We start from the raw sequence: 17,918 nt of genomic DNA, 5'->3' as shown, positions 1-17,918 counted from the left end.
GCCCCGCGTCGTTTGCCGGCGTAGCAGGCGTCGGCGCTCTACGCGCGGCGACCCCCTCTGTCGCCTTTGGCGACATCTCCCCCTCGAGGGGGGAGATCAGCGCCTCACCACCACATGCGGCGCAAACTTCCTCACCGCATCCACAAGGTCCTGGCCGCGCACATCCAGCGAGGAGATCTCCATATGCACGATGTTCCGGCCGAAGGGCATCAGGCCGAAGGCGTTGGCGGAGGAATATTTGATTGCGTCGGGCGGCTCGCCGGTGAGCTCGAAATTGAGCATGGCCGCGCCCTTGCCGCCGGCGGCAAGCCGCACGCTTTTCACCTTGCTCCACGGCACCAGCACGTCGCCGGCGCGAGCATCGCGGAAACCACGCTGATCCAAGACGACCTTGACCGAACTGTCGAAGGCGCCGCGCGCGATGAAAGCGCCGAGCGCCAGACAGACGGCGGCGAGCAGCGCGATCCACAGCACATGCCCGCCATCCGCGCCCGAGGCCACGCCCTGCAGCGCGCCGAAGCCGAAGACGCCGCCGATCAGGAACGGCCCGAGCGCCGGAAAGATCTTTCCCGACGGGCTGTTGCGGAGCTCGAGCGGCGCGGCCATCGCCTTCGCGCTCAACGCTCCGGCTTCAGCAGCGTCCAGATCCAGCCGATGAAGGTCAGCACCAGGAACGGATAGCCGAGCGCCGGCAGCGGCGCCGAGGTGGGCAAAAGCGGCGGGCCCCACAGGATCATCAGGACCGAAACAGCGAAGAGCGCGGCGGCAATGAGCCCCGTGAGCCGCATCCAGAGCGCGAAACTGTCTTGGGCGCTGACCATGACCAACCCCGCCGCCCACAGCGCAATGCCGCCGGCATAGGAAGGCACGGAAGCCTGCAAGCCCGCCGCATTGCCGGCCAGAAGCAGGCTTTCGCCGGCGAGGAAAGTGAGGAAGCCGGCCGCAACGAGGTCATTGCCGAGCCGCTGGTATTTCATCGTGAGCAGCGCCGCGGCGACGACGATGCCGACGCCGTCGATGGTCCACAGCGTCTCGCGCAGCGCATCGCTGGCAACGAATGTGCCCGCCATGCCCAACGCTCCGCCAATGGCGAGGCCGATCGCGGCCACGGTGTCAGAGGTGGAGCGCATGTGATGTCTCCCCAAGCTGGAGGGGAGGATACAACGAGGGGGTGGGATGGTGAAGTGTGTACCGGGTACACGACGCATGCATACTGGAGCAAAGTGCTAGACGGATCCGATTGGGCCTAAGCTCATGCTAGTGATCACACACGGCAGCCCGCCCGCAGTAATCCTTATTGCTTGAGCCTAGCCTCTCCAGCCTGACAACGGTCCCAGTAAGCGTCATCCATAGCTGGCACAAACCCACCCGCATCAATAATCTTGCGCACGCCCAGCAAAACGTCCGCTAGGTCCAGCGCTCCTGCTGCCAACAAGCTACATAATATACCGATCGTGCCTATTACCTTGTCTTGACCGATTATCCTTTCGGCAACCAATCTCGCTCGACGGTCGTCGCAAACAAAAAATAAACCGTGGTCACGGCACGCGAGTATGGATTGCGCCTCGCCTTGTCCAATATTTTCTGCTCGAATAAATTCCTGGAGTTCATCGGGATCCACTACACTTTGACATATGTCGCATCGGCTATCGGCTCGCAGGATGTCGAAGAGTGCTCGATAAGAGCCGTTCATCTCCATCTGAACCGCTCCGACAATCGCTTTTGGCCCCCTCAGAAAGTCGAGCACGGTTTCTAGAAGCCCGCAATTCGCGAGATTGATCCAGCTACAGGTATCAAATCTGGCGCTATCGGATAAATTCATAGACTTCGTTTACCGTATACCCGAATATATTCGCAACCCGGCTAACGGAGTATTGACCGTCTTCAATTTTGGCTCTTACGAATTTCTTCAAAGCCGGCGATAATACAGGGACCTCATCATAATTTTCTTTAACAGGGAGGCCTCGCATATATGCTTCTGCGCTTTCAAAATTCTTTCTGATCTCACTCAGTATACTGGCGGTAACACCTCGATCAATGATTCGAATTTGCTCCAATCGGTTTCCAGCCGCCTCAAAGCTAGCGCCAAAGAATCGAGCAATATATGCAACCTCAACCGAGGAGATAGAATCATTTTTCTGATCGAATATCTCTTTGAACCTCGCAATAAACCGCGTGATGCCCAGGACAGGCATTAAGAGGCAAGATGCAAAGGTATTGGCCAGGTTCTCATCATCAGCTATGCCAGCGTCATCATTGAATATGTTCTCATCAATTATTGGCCTACTTCTGCAATGTCCGAAAATTATGTGGGCGAGCTCATGAGCCACGGTAAACCGCATCCTTGGCGCATACTGGGCGGAAACAAATATGAAATTCACCCCCTCAATACTCACGCATGCACCATCTACGCCGAAACCTCTTAGCTTTATGACGTGAGCCAGCTTGGAGTCGCTGATTACCTTGGATATATCCCTTATCGGCCCGATTTCTTCCTCAAGGTGGAATAGGCTTCTGACCACCAATGAGGTGTCATCGATTGACCGAAGGTTTTCGGTCGAAGCCTTCATTTCTATCTGTATATTTCTTTCGTTTGAGCCGGCCTCTTTCAATATAAAATCGGTTATGAGTCGCACCCGCATTTCCGACGAATAGAACATTTCCGGGCCACTGGACGACCGAAGCCGCATGTCTGCGACACCGGTACTGTCGTCGAACTCGCCTATCGCATCGACTGGGATACGAAGATATTTGCCCAAAGCGAGCAGTTCGCTGAGGCTGGGGCTTGACCCATGAGAAATTGATTGCAGTCGCTCGACCGAGATACCAGTTCGCTTGGAGATGGTTGGGAATCGAGGCTCAAGGCGAGAAATTTTGCTTCTCACTTGATTATTTTCCCGACTTGATGTCGCTCAGCCATGCAAGCATGGTATCTACTTCCGCCCCCCCTATTTTGGACATGCGCCCGATTACGTCAATTGGCCTGTTTCCAGCCTTGCCGACCACCTTTTGCAAGATGGGCAGCGTCTCGTTCCTGCTGCGCTGGACCTGTTCGGGGGTCTCCAAATTTATAGAGTTGCCGCCCACGATGAAGTTTTCAATACGGCGGTCGAAGCCATCTTTTGAGTGAGTATCTAGCGGGTGCTTGGCACCGGTTTCGGACACCACGACATTCCCCACTAGAAGCCCATCAGAGGTTAACGACAGTCGATTCGCAGGGAACCTCGCGTGTGCTTCCAACGCGCTTATTTTCTCGGCAACCTGCATCCCACCGATGACGTACTGTTGGAACCTTTCGATCTTTCCACTTACGACAAATATCCAATCGCCAACTGATACCGCGCGCCGAATATTTGGCATACATGCGCCCAGTGTAGGCACCGGCCCAAACATTGGATCTTTTAAGAAACGGCCTGCACCGGGATCGGCCCCCTGGCCAGTGATGTAGACATAGCCGCTCATGCTAATTCCTCTTGAAAACACCACGTTAAGTTATGATCTTTATCTTCGATCATACATCCAACTTTGGCAAATCGATGGATCACCTTTTATTAGACCCGGACGAGTACCCCGCTGGTATTGCGATCTGGGGCGGCGTCGAACCGATTTTCATGACCGCGCACCGGCCTAGTGAAGAGGCTGGAATACATGTTCACGCACGCAAATCACCAAAAGCTGAGAAAGACATAGACCAAAGCTTTGATGAAGTCACTTTCAGAGACCATGTCGCTCACCGGGATATACGGATCGACCAGGATGCGGCTGTAGGGTTCATGATATCTCAGATTCTTGGCCTGCCTCTGTTGCATGTTGTTTGCACCAATTGCGGGAATGACATCTTTCTAGGGCGGCAGTCTGCCGCACACCCTTCGACGAGTCATCAATGCCCATCGTGCTTAGCCGTAAACATTACGGCCGGAGCTGTGGTCGCCAACCCGTTGATCTCTTTGCGCGAAAGATATTCAAGCAAGATCGATCCTGCCGTAGTGTTGCCTCGTCGCCCGTTATCGCTGCAGTGGGGTCAATTCCCTGGGGGAATTGATATTTGGGGGTCCAACCAAGCAATAATCTGGACGGCTCATAAGCCCGAAGAGGAAGGCTTGCACATACACTGGTACGCAAGTGACGGCACCATGCTGCGGGACGATACATTTGACACAGTGACTATCGGGACGACCGCGATAGACGTCCCGGCGGCCAGACTCTGGATGGCGCAGCGCGAAGTATATCAACTTCGCAGTGCGATCAGATCAATAAACTGCGAAGAGTGCGGTACGCCCATCTGTGACCAAGGCCTTCAGGCTCGCACGGCTTCCAGAGATCACAGGTGTACGAAATGCGCACGTGTGACAGTGTCTGCTAGCCCGATCATTGCGAACCCAATGCCTATGATCATTCAGTCGCTTCGGACTGGTTGGCAGCTGGCTCAGGTTTGATCGGACGAAGTCGTCGAATCTCCACCGCGCAGCTTCAGCGCCGCGCTGGCGGGGGCCCGCTGCTTGCCAGCAGCTCCCCCGCTTTCGAAGCCTGCCATCGATTCACCGGATCGATGGGTTGGCGCACTCCGTGCGCCAACCGGCTTCTCAATCGCCCATCTTCAGCGCCTGGATAAACGCCTCCTGCGGGATATCCACCTTGCCGAACTGCCGCATGCGCTTTTTGCCCTCTTTCTGCTTGTCGAGCAGCTTGCGCTTGCGGGTGACGTCGCCGCCATAGCATTTGGCGGTGACGTCCTTGCGCAGCGCCGAGACGGTCTCGCGGGCGATGATGCGGCCGCCGATCGCGGCCTGGATCGGGATCTTGAACAGGTGCTGCGGGATCAGCTCCTTCAGCTTCTCGCACATGGCGCGGCCGCGCTTTTCCGCCGCCGAGCGGTGAACCAGCATGGAGAGCGCGTCGACCGGCTCGTCATTGACCAGGATCGACATCTTCACCAGGTCGCCCTCGCGATAGTCGGTCAGGTGATAGTCGAAGGAGGCGTAGCCCTTGGAGATCGATTTCAGCCGGTCGTAGAAGTCGAACACGACCTCGTTGAGCGGCAGGTCGTAGGTCAGCATGGCGCGTTTTCCCACATAGGAGAGATCGGCCTGGATGCCGCGCCTGTCCTGGCAGAGCTTCAGGATGCCGCCGAGATAGTCGTCGGGGGTGAGGATGGTGGCACGGATCCACGGCTCCTCGATCGAGGCGATCTTGACCACGTCGGGCATGTCGGCCGGGTTGTGCAGTTCCTTCACCGTGCCGTCGATGAGGTTCATGCGGTAAACGACGGAAGGCGCGGTGGCGATGAGGTCGAGGTTGAACTCGCGCTCCAGCCGCTCCTGGATGATCTCCAGATGCAAGAGCCCCAGGAAGCCGCAGCGGAAGCCGAAGCCGAGCGCGGCCGACGTCTCCATTTCATAGGAGAAGCTGGCGTCGTTGAGGCGCAGCTTGCCGACAGCGGCGCGCAGATCCTCGAAATCGGCGGCGTCGACCGGGAACAAGCCGCAGAACACCACCGGCTGCGCCGGCTTGAAGCCGGGCAGGGCCTTTTGCGTCGGGCGGCGGTCCTCGGTGATGGTGTCGCCGACGCGGGTGTCGGCCACTTCCTTGATGGAGCCGGTGAAGAAGCCGAACTCGCCGGGGCCGAGCTCGTCGACATTGACGCGGGCCGGCTTGAACACGCCCGTCCTCTCGACGAGGTATTTGGCGCCGGTGCCCATCATGCGGATGGTCTGGCCCTTCTTCATCACGCCGTCGATGATGCGCACCAGCACGATGACGCCGAGATAGGCGTCGTACCAGCTGTCGACCAGCATGGCCTTCAAGGGTGCGTTGATGTCGCCCTCGCGCGGCGGCGGCAGCTGGTGGACGATCGCCTCCAGCACGTCCGGCACGCCCAGCCCGGTCTTGGCCGAGATCAGCACGGCGTTGGAGGCGTCGAGGCCGATCACCTCCTCCACCTGCTCGCGGATGCGCTCGGGCTCGGCCGCCGGCAGGTCGACCTTGTTCAGCACCACGACGATCTCGTGGTTGTTGTCGATGGCCTGGTAGACATTGGCCAGCGTCTGCGCCTCGACGCCCTGGGAGGCGTCCACCACCAGCAGCGAGCCCTCGCAGGCGGCCAGCGAACGCGACACCTCATAGGCGAAGTCGACATGCCCGGGCGTGTCGATGAGGTTCAGCACGTAATCCTCGCCGTTCCTGGCGCGGTAGTTCAGCCGGACGGTCTGGGCCTTGATGGTGATGCCGCGCTCGCGCTCGATATCCATCGAGTCCAGCACCTGCTCCTTCATGTCGCGCTCCTCCAGCGCGCCGGTGAGCTGGATCAGCCGGTCGGCAAGCGTGGATTTGCCATGGTCGATATGGGCGACGATGGAGAAATTGCGGATGTGGTCGAGCGGCGTCGTCATGCGGCGCGCTTTAGCAGGGGCAGGGTTGAGGGGCAAGCGGAACGCCCGTTTCCTTCCCCCCTTGTGGGGGAAGGTGGATCGGCGCGCCAGCGCCGAGACGGATGAGGGGTGTTCCAGCGGAGTGAGACGCTGGCTTTCCCTGGAGCACCCCTCATCCGGCCGCTGCGCGGCCACCTTCTCCCACAAGGGGAGAAGGAAAAGGCGCCACCGCTCACAATATATTCAAAACCGCTTAAGCATTCATCCACCGCTTTAGGGCATGCTCCGCGCCCGGATGGTAAACCGGCTCCGATGCCGCGATGATGAAGGCCTTAGCATGCCCAGTTCTGCCCGAAAGTTCAGCCCGGCCGCGCTGGTCGGAGCGGCGAGACGCTTCCTCGCCAGTCGCCACGGCTCGATGATGCCGATGATGGTGCTGCTGACGATCCCGCTGGTGACGGCAGTCGGCTTTTCGGTCGACTACACCTCGGCGGTGACCACCCGCAGCGACATGCAGAACGCGCTCGACGCGGCGATCATCTCGATCACCACGCTGCCGACCACGACATCGCTGGCCGACCGCCAGACGGCGCTGCAGCAGGCCTATGCGGCCAATAGTGGCCAGGGCACGGCGACGCTCACCAGTGTCAATGTCGATAGTTTCGGCGCGGCGACCTTCACCGCCACGGCGAGCTACCCGATGCCGACCAATTTCATGCAGATCGCGCGGATCAACACGGTGCAGGTCGGCGTCGGCTCCGCGGTGCGCAAGACGCCGGCGCTGGTGCAGTCTACCTTCAAGGTGACGAAGGTGTCGGGTTACTGGGCAAAGACCATGACGCTCTACGGCACCAAGTTCGGCGACACGGTGGCCAAGCCGCTGATGACGATCAGCTATAGCTATAACGGCTATGGCGATCCGAAGGGCTACGGCACGACGACGGTGAGCACTGTCAACGGCTCCACCACCACAGTGGTGCAAAAACAGGTGTGCACGACCGGGACACTGAAGTCCCTCCAGAAGAGCCTGCCTGCCGGATCGGTGATCCAGATCGACCAATACGGCACCAGTTATTCCTGCGCCGATACCTTCTATCCTGCCAATGGCGCCGGCGCGGTGATCGACGTCAGCCAGATGGATCAGCTCTATCTGGAGATGGACGTGCCCTCGGGCAATCCGAAGGTGCTGAAGTCGAACGATCCCTCCACCTCGAACCGGCTCTATATCGGCGACAGCGCCACCAACATGCCGGAGGTGGCGACCGGCCAGACCGTCAACATCTTCACCGCGGTGCCCTGCGGCCAGGCCGGCTACCAGGCCTGGGAAGACGGCGGCAACCCGGTGCCCGCCGCCGTCAGCAATGCCGACTTCTTCTACACCACCACCGGCAAGTGCGACTACAACCAGCGCCCGTCGGAGACGGTGCTGACGCAGTAGGGCGCGGCTTAGCGCGTTTCACCGTTTCACGGAAACGGCGAACCGCTCTACCTCCTTGTTTTTACGCAATTCCGGACGGAAAACCGCTCACACTTCTCCTGGAATTGCTCTAAAGCGCGTCGCGATCTTTCAGATTCGCTCCATGCGCTTTAGGTTTTTGATTTTACGCATGTCTTTATCCCGAAACCGGTTCCACTTTCGGGAGACATGCTCTAGGCGTTCCCGATCAGCACGCCCGCCCCGAACACCAGCGCGCCGCCCAGCACCACCTGGAAAGCGGCGCGCCAGAACGGCGTCTGCATGTAGCGGTTCTGGATGAAGGCGATCGCCCACAGCTCGAAGAACACCACCACCGCCGCCACGATCGTTGCCGTCCAGAAATAGGGGATGAGGTAAGGCAGCGCGTGGCCGAGCCCGCCCAGCGTCGTCATGATGCCGACGGTCAGGCCGCGCTTGAGCGGCGAACCGCGCCCCGACAGCTTGCCGTCGTCGGAGGCGACCTCGGTGAAACCCATCGAGATGCCGGCGCCGATCGAGGCGGCGAGGCCGACGAGGAAAGTCTGGAAGGTCGCATGCGTGGCGAAGGCGGCGGCGAAGATCGGCGCCAGCGTCGACACCGAGCCGTCCATCAGCCCAGCCAGCCCCGGCTGCACATAGGTGAGGATGAACTGGCGCTGCTCGGCGCTCGCTTCCTCCTCCTTGACCGCGCCCGGCACGTGCTGCTGCTCCAGTTCGTGCGCCGAGCTCTCATGGCCTTGCTCGGCCAGAGCGAGATCGTCGAGCAATTTGCGCGTCGAGGCGTCGGTGGTGCGCTTGGCGGCCTCGACATAGAAGCGGTAGGCCTGCCGCTCCATATCCTCGGCCTGCCGGCGCACATGCTCGATGCCGAGCGGCCGCACCAGCCAGTCCGGCTTGCGCTCGTAATAGCCCCTCACATGCTCGCGGCGGATCAGCGGAATGCGGTCGCCGAAGCGCTTGCGGTGAAGCTCGATCAGCGAGTCGCGGTGGCCGTCCTCCTCCTCGGCCATCGCCTCGAACACCTTGGCCGATTGCGGAAAGTCCTGCGCCAGGCCATCGGCATAGGCGCGGTAGATGCGCCCGTCATCCTCCTCGGAGGAGATCGCCAGCGCCAGGATCTCCTGCTCCGACAGCGAATCGAAGGAACGGCGGCCGAAGCCGAAAACACGGGAAAGCATGATGGGATCACTCTAGTTTAGAATGATTCTAAACTATGGTTTCAAGCGCCCAACGTCAATTGCGAAGGCCACGGCCCCCGCGCGAAAATGGATGACCGTGCGTGACCGGGGTCGGCCCCTTCATTATTGCCGAATGTTAACCTATATTGGCGCAACAGCCGAAATCGAAGGAGACCAACGCAATGACGGAGAAGAAACCGCCGCACGCATTCGACGCCAAGCCGGTGCTCGATCTCATCGCCAGCATCGAGGCCGACCTGCAGCGCCTGAAGGGCCTGGTCGAGGAACAGCTCGAGAAATTCGACCCGGCCAACCCGCATAACAAGACGCCGGACGGCAAGCTGACCGAGGAGGGCGCGGAGTGCTGCTACCGCATGTTCGACGAAGGCAAGTCGCGCTACACGGTTTCCCAGCAGATGAAGATATCCTTCGCCGCCGCCACCCACCGCTTCAACACCTGGCGCAAGCTCGGCGGCAAGAAGCGGACGCCGACGCTGCTGGGGTGAGGGGGGCGTTCGTATGACCGCGATTGGCCGTGGCCATATTCCCGATCGTCATTCCAGGGCGGAGCAAGGAGCGAAGCGACGCGCGCAGACCCTGGAATCCATGCCGTGACGCTAAGGCGTTGCAACGGTTGCAGAATTCTGTACCGTCGCGCGCACCGCAAAGGTCACGGCATGGATACTCGGGTCAAGCCCGAGTATGACGAAAGGATAGGCGACTCGGCTAATCGCATAGGTCGCGCCAACAGCGCCCGCTCCGCCCGGCGCCACTTTCACCTTCTCGCCCAGTATCAAGACAAGCCCAGCGTCCCGGGACAGCATCAGCCTTTTGCGATTGGCGGTAGCCAAAATTCCCGACGAAGATGAAGGCGCGCCAGCGCCAAACCTTGTCTCCGTCACATTTTTTCGTTGGCGCGCAGCGGTTTTTTTTGTGCACCATGGGCGATCGCTTTCTTTCGCGAGGCCCTTCGCCCATGACCACCCTGCCCGGCATCCTGGACATCCGCGCCGCCGCCGAGCGGCTTTCCGGCCTGATCGTCGAAACGCCGCTGATCGAATCGCCCGAGCTCAACAAGCGCTATGGCGGCCGCATCCTGTTCAAGCCGGAGACGCTGCAGCGCACCGGTTCCTTCAAGATCCGCGGCGCCTATAACAAATTGTCGACCCTGAGCGAGGAAGAGCGCGGGCGCGGCGTCGTCGCCTTCTCGTCCGGCAACCATGCGCAGGGCGTGGCGGCGTCGGCCGCCCTGTTCGGCGTCAAGGCGGTGATTGCCATGCCGGCCGACGCGCCGGCGATGAAAATCGGCAATGTCCGCAGGATGGGCGCCGAGGTGGTGACGTTCGACCGTTTCAAGGAGGACCGCATGACGGTCGTGCGCCCCTATGTCGAACAAGGCATGGCGCTGGTGCCGCCCTTCGACGATCCGGCCATCATCGCCGGCCAGGGCACGATCGGGCTGGAATTGATGCGGCAGGCCAAGGCGCTCGGCGTGGCGCTCGACGCCGTCGTCATCCCTTGCGGCGGCGGCGGCCTGTCGAGCGGCATTTCCGTCGCCGTCAAGGACGCCTCGCCCAGCACGCAGGTCTGGGCGGTCGAGCCGGAGCATTTCGATGACACGCGCCGCTCGCTCGCCAAGGGCGAGCGGGTCGCGAACGATCCCGGCCACAGCTCGATCTGCGACGCGCTGCTCACCGCCGAGCCCGGCGCCATCACCTTCGAGATCAACCGAAAAAATCTCGCCGGCGCCATCGCCGTCTCCGACAAGGCGGCGGCGCAGGCGATGCGCGACGCCATGGCCCATCTCAAGCTTGTGGTCGAGCCCGGCGGCTGCGTCGCCTTTGCCGCGCTCGCCTCCGGCGAGATCGACCTCGCGGGCAAATGCGTGGCGGTCGTGCTGTCCGGCGGCAATGTCGATTTCAGCACTTATGCGGAGATCATGGCGGCGTAGATCTCTGCGGGCGGTGGCCCGCAAATCGTCATGGTCGCGTTCCTTCGCGCCCCCCTCTGTCCTGCTGGACATCTCCCCCACAAGGGGGGAGATTGGCAGTTTCGGCGCATCGCTCATTTTGCGACGTCAGAGATTGGCGAAAGCCGGCGTGAGATCCGATCTCCCCCCTCGTGGGGGAGATGGCCGGCAGGCCAGAGAGGGGCGCTGTCCCGCCAGCCCTGGGCTTTTGTGCGCCAAGAGACCTTTCGTGCCTTTCAATCCAACGTCCGCCTGAACCGCACCAGCGCGAACCCGGCAAACAGCGCTACGAACACCGCCAGCCAGCCGATTTCCGTCGCCACCGCCGGCAGCTCGGCGCCCTTCAGCATGACCGCGCGGGTGATGCGCAGGAAATGCGTCAGCGGAAAGATCTCGCCAAGGCTCTGCGCCCATCCCGGCATGCCGCGATAGGGGAACATGAAGCCGGAGAGCAGCAGCGACGGCAGGAAAAAGAAGAAGGTCAGCTGCATGGCCTGCATCTGCGAGCGCGCCATGGTCGAGATCGTATAGCCGAGCAGCACCAGCGAAAGCACGAAAACCAGCACCGAGGAGAGCAGCAGCGTCAGGCTGCCAACGAAGGGGATGCCGAACAGCAGCTTCGCCGCCACCAGCACCACCACCACCTGCACGGCGCCGACCACGAGGTAAGGCAGCACCTTGCCCAGCATGATCTCCAGCGGGCTCGAGGGCATGGCGAGCAGGTTTTCCATCGTGCCACGCTCGGTTTCCCGGGTCAGCGCCATCGCCGTCATCATCACCATGGTCATCTGCAGGATGACGCCGAGCAGGCCGGGCACGATGTTGTATTGCGAGACGCCTTCGGGATTGTAGCGCCGGTGCACGACGACATCGAGCTGGCCGCGCGCCGCTTCCCTGGCCGCGTCCTGCGTGCCCTGGGCTCTGAGCAGCGCCTGGCCGGCAACGGTGCTGAGCGTGGAGATGGCGCCGCTGGCGACGGACGGGTCGGTGGCGTCGGCCTCGATCAGGATCTGCGGGTTGTCGCCGCGCTCCACCCGCCGCGCGAAATCGGCGGGAATGGTGACGACGAAGGAGACGTCGCCGCGCGCCATCAGGAACTCGGCCTCCTCGGCGCTTTGCGCGACATGGTCGAAGCGGTAGTAGCCGGTGGTCTGCAGCGCCGAGACCATCGCCCGCGTGTAGGGATCGCTGCTGGTCGCCACAAGTGCGGCCGGCAGGCTCTTCGGGTCATTGTTGATCGCAAAGCCGAACAGCACGAGCTGCATCAGCGGCACACCCAGCATCATGGCGAAGGTGATGCGGTCGCGCCGCATCTGGATGAATTCCTTGGTGAGCAGCGCGCCCAGCCTGGCGAAGGAAAAGACCGCGTTCATGCCATATTGTCCTTCGAGCCGGACATGAACTGGATGAACACATCCTCGAGGCTGGTCTCGCCCGGCGTCACCGTCACGTCCTTGTGCTCCTTCTCGACGTCGGCAAGCGCCTTTTCCAGCGCCGCCTTGTCGGAGCCGACGACATGCAGCGTCGCGCCGAACGGCGCCACCTGGTCGACACCGGGCCTGCCCTGCAGCGCCGCGGCCACCTGGTCGAGCCCCGGCCCATGCAGCACGAAGGTGGTCAGCCCGGCATTCCTCACCACCTGGTCGACCGTGCCGGTGGCAAGCATCTTGCCGTAGGAGATGTAGCTGATGCGGTGGCAGCGCTCGGCCTCGTCCATGTAATGGGTGGAGACGAGCACGGTGAGCCCGCCGCCGGCGAGGCGGTGGATCTCGTCCCAGAACTCGCGCCGCGCCTTGGGATCGACCCCGGCGGTCGGCTCGTCGAGCAGAAGCAGCTTCGGCTTGTGCATGATGCAGGCCGCCAGCGCCAGCCGCTGCTTCCAGCCGCCGGAAAGCGTGCCGGCCAGCTGGTTGCGGCGGCTCGCCAGGCCGAGCTCTTCCAATGTCCTCGCCACATACTGCTCGACCGGCTTCAGCTGGTAGAGCCGCGCCACGAATTCGAGGTTCTCGCCGATCGTCAGATCCTCGTAGAACGAGAATTTCTGCGTCATGTAGCCGACTTCGCGCTTGATCTTGAGCGCGTCGGTGCGGATGTCGAAACCCAGCACCGTGCCGTCGCCCTCGTCGGGCGTCAAAAGCCCGCACATGATGCGGATGGTCGTCGTCTTGCCCGAGCCGTTCGGCCCGAGGAAACCGACGATCTCGCCTTCGGCGACCGTCATCGTCACATGGTCGACGACCGTCTTGTCGCCGAAGCGCTTGACCAGGCCGCGGACGTCGATGGCGTTCATTGCCCCATATCCGCGAGATCGACATCGACGATCTGGCCGGGCTGCAGCGGTCCGGCGTCGCCCTCCGGCCGCGCCTCGACGAGATAGACCAGCTTCTGCCGGTTCTCGAGCGAGTAGATCACCGGCGGCGTGAATTCCGGATCGGGCGAGACATAGCTGACGCGCGCCTTCAGCCCAACCCCGCAGCCATCGCAGTGGACGTTGAGCCCTGTGCCGACCTTGACCGACGAGAACGCACTTTCGGGCACATAGACACTGAGCTTCACGGCGCCGTCGGGCAGCATCGAGATCACCGGCGCGGTCGGCCCGGCCGTGTCGCCGGGATTGCGGATCACGTCGTTGACGCGTCCGGGCGAGGGCGCCGTCAGCACCCGCTTCGACAGCCGCCACTCAGCCTGCCGCAGGGCCGACTGCGCCTGCTTGACCTGGTTGTCGGCGGCCTTGATGGTTTCGGGGCGTGCCGGCAGGTTGCCGACGGCGAGATTGGCTTCCGCCTGGCCGACCTGCGCGTTGGCCGTCTCCAGCGAGGCCGAGGCGGTGTCGTAATCGGCCTGGGTGCCGGTGCCGCGTTTGTAGAGGTCGCTGGCGCGGTCATATTTGCGCTTGGCGTCGGCGGCCTGGGCCTTTGCCATGTCGACCTCGGCCTTGAGCACGGCGATCTCTTCCGAACGCTTGCCGACCTGCAGGTCGGCAAGCTGCGCCTGTGCCTGGGCAAGCGCGGCCTCGGCCTGCGCCACCTCGATCCGGGCATCGGCATCTTCCAGCGTCGCCACCGCCGCGCCGGTCTCGACGCGGTCGCCGCGCCTCACCGTCACCGTCGCCACCTGGGCCACTTCGATCGGCGCCATCAGCACATATTCGCCTTCGACATAGCCGACGGCGAGGGGTGCCGCCGGCGCGCAGGCGCCGAACAGTTGGGCCGCGAGCGGCAACGAACAGAGAAAGCTCATGATTTGCCCTTCTTGCCGGCGAGCGCATCGCGCGCCGCCAGCATTGCCCTGAGATTGCCGGTCGTGACCGCCACCACCTTGGCGGCCTCTTTCTCGCCGATCTCGCGCCAGCCCATCCGGCGCATCACCGCTTCGCGGCCGATGCGGAAATAGATGACCTGGCCGATCATGGTGAAAACGGTGAGCCGGGTTGCCTCGCTCTCGGCCGGCTCGCCGGTCGCCTGCTCCCAGATCTGGCACAGCCGCCGGTGCGTCGGCTCGAAGACGCCGGCATAGATGCGGTCGAGCGCGGCGGTCGGATGCGAGAGCTCGCGAAGTACGAATTGTACGATCTCGCCCGCCTGAGGACTGACGACGACGAAACCCACCATCCGCTCCAGCGCGGCGAAGAGCTGTGCCCTCGCGGCTTCCGGGTTTGCCGGGGCGGTCGCCTGGGCGCCGCCCAGCGCCTGGCCGGCGATGCCCTGGATGGTTTCGACGATGAAGTCAGCGGCGGCGGCGCGCAAACCCTCCTTGCCGCCGAAATGATAGGCGATCGAGCCGATATTGGCCTTGGCTTCCGCCGCTATTTGGCGCGTCGACGTGCCGTCGAACCCCTGCCGCCCGAACAACTTGAGCGCCGCGTGCACCAGCGCCGCGCGCGTCTGCTCGGCGGTGGTGGCCTCGCGCTGCCGCCTTTTCGCACTTGATTGCTTTTCCATATCCCAGTTTTTAATCAATCGATTGATTAAAGTCAAATTTGACTTTTGAGTCGGCTTGCGTTCCCGGTCCCCACAGGCTTTAGTGCGCGGCCATGGGCAAGGAAGTCGAGCGTAAATTCCTGGTCTCCAGTACCGTCTGGCGTGACGAGGTCGAGGCGGAGATCCGCATTCGCCAGTTCTATGTCGCCGCCCAGCCCGGCCGCACCGTGCGCGTGCGCATCTCGGACGGGCGCTCCGCCAAGCTGACGCTGAAGTTCGGCGTCAGGGCGCGCGAGCGCGACGAATTCGAATATTCGATCCCGCTCGCCGAGGCCGAGGAATTGATGGCCTTTGCCATCGGACGTGTCATCGAGAAGACACGCCACCATGTTAGACACCATGGCTATCTCTATGAAGTCGATGTTTTCGGCGGCAAGCTCGCGGGGTTGGTGATCGCGGAGCTGGAGACGCCGGAGGACGTATCTGACGAAATGCTGCCCGACTGGCTCGGTCGCGAGGTCACCGGCGAGTCGAGGTTCTACAACGCGTCGCTGGCCCTCGGGGGGATACCGGAGATCGCCGCATGAGCTTCCGCATCGATCCGCGCTTGCCGCTGACCGGCGAGGTCAGGCGCATATTGGCCGACGAGATCAGCAGGGCCATCAGCCATCTCGAGACGGCGCGCGAGAAGCCGGAGCAGGGGCTGCACAAATGCCGCAAGCGGCTGAAGAGCGTGCGCGCCTTGCTGCGCCTGGTTCGTTCCGGGGACGAACCATTCTGCCAGACCGAGAACGAATGCTACAAACAGGTCTCGGCGCTGCTCGCCGGCCCGCGTGAGGCGACGGCCCTCATCGAGACCGTCGATCGTCTCGCCGATGCCTTTCCGGAACAATCGGCCGGCGGCGGTCTCGAGCCCGTGCGCGAACGGCTGGTGCTGCGCCAGCACGAGCTCCATGCCGGTCCCGGCCTCGACGCCGCCATCAATGCGGCGATAGCCGCGTGCCGGGAGGGGCTGGAGCGCATCGACCGGCTCGCTCTGCCCGACCAGCCGGAACAGGCGGCCGACGTCCTGGCCGGCGGCGCCCGCGCCACCTTGCGACGGGCGAAGAAGGCGCTGGACAAGGCGGAGGCGCGCGGCGAGGACGAGGATTTTCACAATCTGCGCAAAGCGGCCAAGACCCATTCCATGCATCTGTCGCTGCTTGGCCGCCTGTGGCCGACGCCGATCAAGGCGCGCCGCAAGGCGGTCGACAGGCTCGGCGAGCAGCTCGGCGAATTGCATGACGTCTTCGTCATCCGCGCTTTGCTCGACGCCGAGGGCGAGCCGCTCGGTTCCCCCGACGAAACGAAGCTTCTGCGCAAGCTCTTGAAGCGCTCCGAGAAGAGCCTGACCAAGGCCTGCCTCGGCGATGCCGCCGAGCTGTTCGGCGACAGCCCGAAACGCTCGGCCAAAAGACTCGCCCGCAAGGCGCGCGACGACCTCGCCGCGCCGCAGGAAGAAGCAAAGGCTGCCTGATCGCGGCGCTCATGCACGTGATGGCTTTCGGCCTGGGTCAGTACATGCCCTACGGCGGGACTACTGCTATCCGGCCGAGGTGCAGGCGTCTCGCATGGCGGCCTGTATCACGCTGAAACCGGAACAGCGCCTTGGTCCTCGGCTCTGTGCTCGACCCAGACATGGACCGGTTCGTCCCGGCCGCGGACGCTGACCGGCCCATGATCGCTCGCATTCAACTGTATCGTGAGCGATTCCACCTTTGCGGCCTCTATCAGTCGTGACCCAAAGCAAATACTCGCCCGAAGCTCGCGGCAGAGCGACTGCAAACGGCTGGCGACATTGACGGTGTCTCCAACCACCGCGAACGACAGATTGCGCTCGCTGCCGACCGCGCCGATAACGACTGCGCCATATTGTGCACCGATGCGAATGTCCAGCGACGGGTATCCCCTGGACACACGCTGCACATTCCATGCTTCGACAGCGGTGACCATCGCTTCCGCGCACTTGATGGCCCGGGTCGCGTCGTCATGGCTGGTTTGCGGAACCCCGAATGTCGCCATGATGCAATCACCGATATAGTTGTCGACCGTGCCATTGTGGTCGAAGACGACCTGCTCCATGCGGCGGTGGAACTGACGCAGAAGTTCGAACACGGCTTCGGCCGGATTATTCTCGGAATAGTTTGTGAAGCCGACGATATCGGCGAACAGCACCGCGATATCCTGCCGGCGGACCGGGCCGAAGGGCTCGTCATCCGCGGCGAGCTGGTCGACCACATTGGGCGAAAAATGCCGGGCGAGATTTGCCCGGGCGCGCTCCGCCTTGACATAGTCTTCCGACAGACGCCGGGAACGGGAGACGACGAGCGCCATGATCGCGCCGATGATCAGCACAACCAACACGTTGGTCGCCTGCGCGAATGTATCGACGAAATTGGGGTTGAGATAGAGGTTCAGTCGCTCTGCCATCGGCAGCGAATAGAGGTTCGTCGCCGGAATGACGGTTCCCGGATGAAAAACTACCCATCCCACCCCGATTGCCCATATCAAAGCCGCGAGCGCGCCGAGATAGAGCGCCAATCGTGGCGAAAGAGTCAGCGCGCCAAGGCATACGAAAATCAACAGGAATTTGAAGCTGCCCTCGCGCAGTTGCATCGCAGCCGGCGTGACCTCCGGGGAAAACGGGTTGGGCATTACCAGCAGAACGGTCAACAGAACGATGTCCAGTGTGCCGACGAGGTAACCGATCCACCATGGCGCCGTCGGGCGGCGTGCAAAGAGAAACTGGATCAGGCCGACAAGCTGGAACAGCACGAGGCCCGCCAGCACGAAAAGCAGGGCGGCATCCCAGCGGCTGATCAATGAAAAAAAGCAGGAGATCACGGCGAGCGATGAGGTACGCGCCCAGAACTGCAATCCAGCACCTTGCCGTTCTGCGCGCTCCCGCAATTTTTGCAGGCGCGAATGGCGGCGAAGCTCAAGTGTTGGCGCGGTCGGCATTGGATCACTTCGATTTCGCATTCGGCA

The 17,918-nt window shown here is 62.4% G+C and carries 18 protein-coding genes; 5 read left to right on the top strand and 13 right to left on the bottom strand.

The window, feature by feature from the left end; genetic code table 11:
- Positions 1–96 precede the first annotated feature (96 nt).
- The 7 genes from EJ069_RS24420 to lepA form a co-directional block, all read right to left on the bottom strand.
- Positions 97–621, bottom strand: a complete 525-nt coding sequence (locus tag EJ069_RS24420; protein ID WP_126063487.1) for a hypothetical protein — start codon at positions 619–621, stop codon at positions 97–99.
- Positions 618–1,130 carry a hypothetical protein gene (locus EJ069_RS32870; RefSeq protein ID WP_189475969.1) on the bottom strand — a complete coding sequence of 171 codons (513 nt, stop codon included), beginning with the start codon at positions 1,128–1,130 and terminating at the stop codon, positions 618–620. The genes EJ069_RS24420 and EJ069_RS32870 overlap by 4 nt, the downstream gene beginning before the upstream one ends.
- Positions 1,131–1,294: 164 nt before the next feature.
- Complete coding sequence (locus EJ069_RS24410) at positions 1,295–1,699, bottom strand: hypothetical protein (RefSeq protein ID WP_126063486.1); 405 nt, start codon at positions 1,697–1,699, stop codon at positions 1,295–1,297.
- 106 nt (positions 1,700–1,805) lie between these two features.
- Complete coding sequence (locus tag EJ069_RS24405; protein WP_189475966.1) at positions 1,806–2,636, bottom strand: ImmA/IrrE family metallo-endopeptidase; 831 nt, start codon at positions 2,634–2,636, stop codon at positions 1,806–1,808.
- 253 nt (positions 2,637–2,889) lie between these two features.
- On the bottom strand, positions 2,890–3,462 hold the full coding sequence (locus EJ069_RS24400) for a hypothetical protein (RefSeq protein ID WP_126063484.1): 573 nt from the start codon (positions 3,460–3,462) through the stop codon (positions 2,890–2,892).
- Between the two features lie 203 nt (positions 3,463–3,665).
- Positions 3,666–3,809: a hypothetical protein gene (locus EJ069_RS32865; protein WP_189475963.1), complete on the bottom strand. Its 144-nt coding sequence runs from the start codon at positions 3,807–3,809 to the stop codon at positions 3,666–3,668.
- Between the two features lie 774 nt (positions 3,810–4,583).
- Entirely contained in the window at positions 4,584–6,389 is a 1,806-nt protein-coding gene (gene lepA, locus EJ069_RS24395) for a translation elongation factor 4 (RefSeq protein ID WP_126063483.1), read from the bottom strand.
- A 316-nt stretch (positions 6,390–6,705) separates the two neighbouring features.
- Between lepA and EJ069_RS24390 the strand changes: the two genes are divergently transcribed.
- The gene (locus EJ069_RS24390) at positions 6,706–7,806 is read left to right on the top strand and encodes a TadE/TadG family type IV pilus assembly protein (protein ID WP_245456261.1); all 1,101 of its coding nucleotides are present in this window, start codon (positions 6,706–6,708) and stop codon (positions 7,804–7,806) included.
- Positions 7,807–8,018: 212 nt separating this feature from the next.
- Here the strand turns inward: EJ069_RS24390 and mbfA are convergent, their stop codons facing one another.
- Complete coding sequence (gene mbfA / locus EJ069_RS24385) at positions 8,019–9,002, bottom strand: iron exporter MbfA (RefSeq protein ID WP_126063482.1); 984 nt, start codon at positions 9,000–9,002, stop codon at positions 8,019–8,021.
- 182 nt (positions 9,003–9,184) lie between these two features.
- Here mbfA and EJ069_RS24380 point away from each other — a divergent pair, with 182 nt between their 5' ends.
- Both EJ069_RS24380 and EJ069_RS24375 read left to right on the top strand, forming a co-directional pair.
- On the top strand, positions 9,185–9,508 hold the full coding sequence (locus EJ069_RS24380; protein WP_042637293.1) for a hypothetical protein: 324 nt from the start codon (positions 9,185–9,187) through the stop codon (positions 9,506–9,508).
- A 470-nt stretch (positions 9,509–9,978) separates the two neighbouring features.
- Complete coding sequence (locus EJ069_RS24375; protein WP_126063481.1) at positions 9,979–10,953, top strand: threonine/serine dehydratase; 975 nt, start codon at positions 9,979–9,981, stop codon at positions 10,951–10,953.
- Between the two features lie 254 nt (positions 10,954–11,207).
- Here the strand turns inward: EJ069_RS24375 and EJ069_RS24365 are convergent, their stop codons facing one another.
- Genes EJ069_RS24365 through EJ069_RS24350 form a run of 4 tightly spaced genes read right to left on the bottom strand, consistent with a single transcriptional unit; the run spans position 11,208 to position 14,912 of the window.
- Positions 11,208–12,344: an ABC transporter permease gene (locus tag EJ069_RS24365; protein ID WP_126063480.1), complete on the bottom strand. Its 1,137-nt coding sequence runs from the start codon at positions 12,342–12,344 to the stop codon at positions 11,208–11,210.
- On the bottom strand, positions 12,341–13,261 hold the full coding sequence (locus EJ069_RS24360) for an ABC transporter ATP-binding protein (RefSeq protein ID WP_126063479.1): 921 nt from the start codon (positions 13,259–13,261) through the stop codon (positions 12,341–12,343). The genes EJ069_RS24365 and EJ069_RS24360 overlap by 4 nt, the downstream gene beginning before the upstream one ends.
- Positions 13,258–14,211: an HlyD family efflux transporter periplasmic adaptor subunit gene (locus tag EJ069_RS24355; RefSeq protein ID WP_126063478.1), complete on the bottom strand. Its 954-nt coding sequence runs from the start codon at positions 14,209–14,211 to the stop codon at positions 13,258–13,260. The genes EJ069_RS24360 and EJ069_RS24355 overlap by 4 nt, the downstream gene beginning before the upstream one ends.
- On the bottom strand, positions 14,208–14,912 hold the full coding sequence (locus EJ069_RS24350) for a CerR family C-terminal domain-containing protein (RefSeq protein ID WP_126063477.1): 705 nt from the start codon (positions 14,910–14,912) through the stop codon (positions 14,208–14,210). Before EJ069_RS24350 ends, EJ069_RS24355 begins: the two co-directional genes overlap by 4 nt.
- Before the next feature lie 92 nt (positions 14,913–15,004).
- Here EJ069_RS24350 and EJ069_RS24345 point away from each other — a divergent pair, with 92 nt between their 5' ends.
- Both EJ069_RS24345 and EJ069_RS24340 read left to right on the top strand, forming a co-directional pair.
- A complete protein-coding gene (locus EJ069_RS24345) occupies positions 15,005–15,478 on the top strand; it encodes a CYTH domain-containing protein (protein ID WP_126063476.1) in 474 nt (157 codons plus the stop codon).
- Positions 15,475–16,407 carry a CHAD domain-containing protein gene (locus EJ069_RS24340; protein WP_126063475.1) on the top strand — a complete coding sequence of 311 codons (933 nt, stop codon included), beginning with the start codon at positions 15,475–15,477 and terminating at the stop codon, positions 16,405–16,407. The genes EJ069_RS24345 and EJ069_RS24340 overlap by 4 nt, the downstream gene beginning before the upstream one ends.
- A 107-nt stretch (positions 16,408–16,514) precedes the next feature.
- Here EJ069_RS24340 and EJ069_RS24335 read toward each other — a convergent pair whose 3' ends face one another.
- Positions 16,515–17,891, bottom strand: a complete 1,377-nt coding sequence (locus EJ069_RS24335) for an adenylate/guanylate cyclase domain-containing protein (RefSeq protein ID WP_126063474.1) — start codon at positions 17,889–17,891, stop codon at positions 16,515–16,517.
- Between the last annotated feature and the right edge of the window lie 27 nt (positions 17,892–17,918).

Source organism: Mesorhizobium sp. M2A.F.Ca.ET.043.05.1.1 (genome assembly GCF_003952445.1).
In the GTDB taxonomy this organism is placed as follows: Bacteria; Pseudomonadota; Alphaproteobacteria; order Rhizobiales; family Rhizobiaceae; genus Mesorhizobium.
This window is presented reverse-complemented; position numbering and strand designations above follow the sequence as displayed.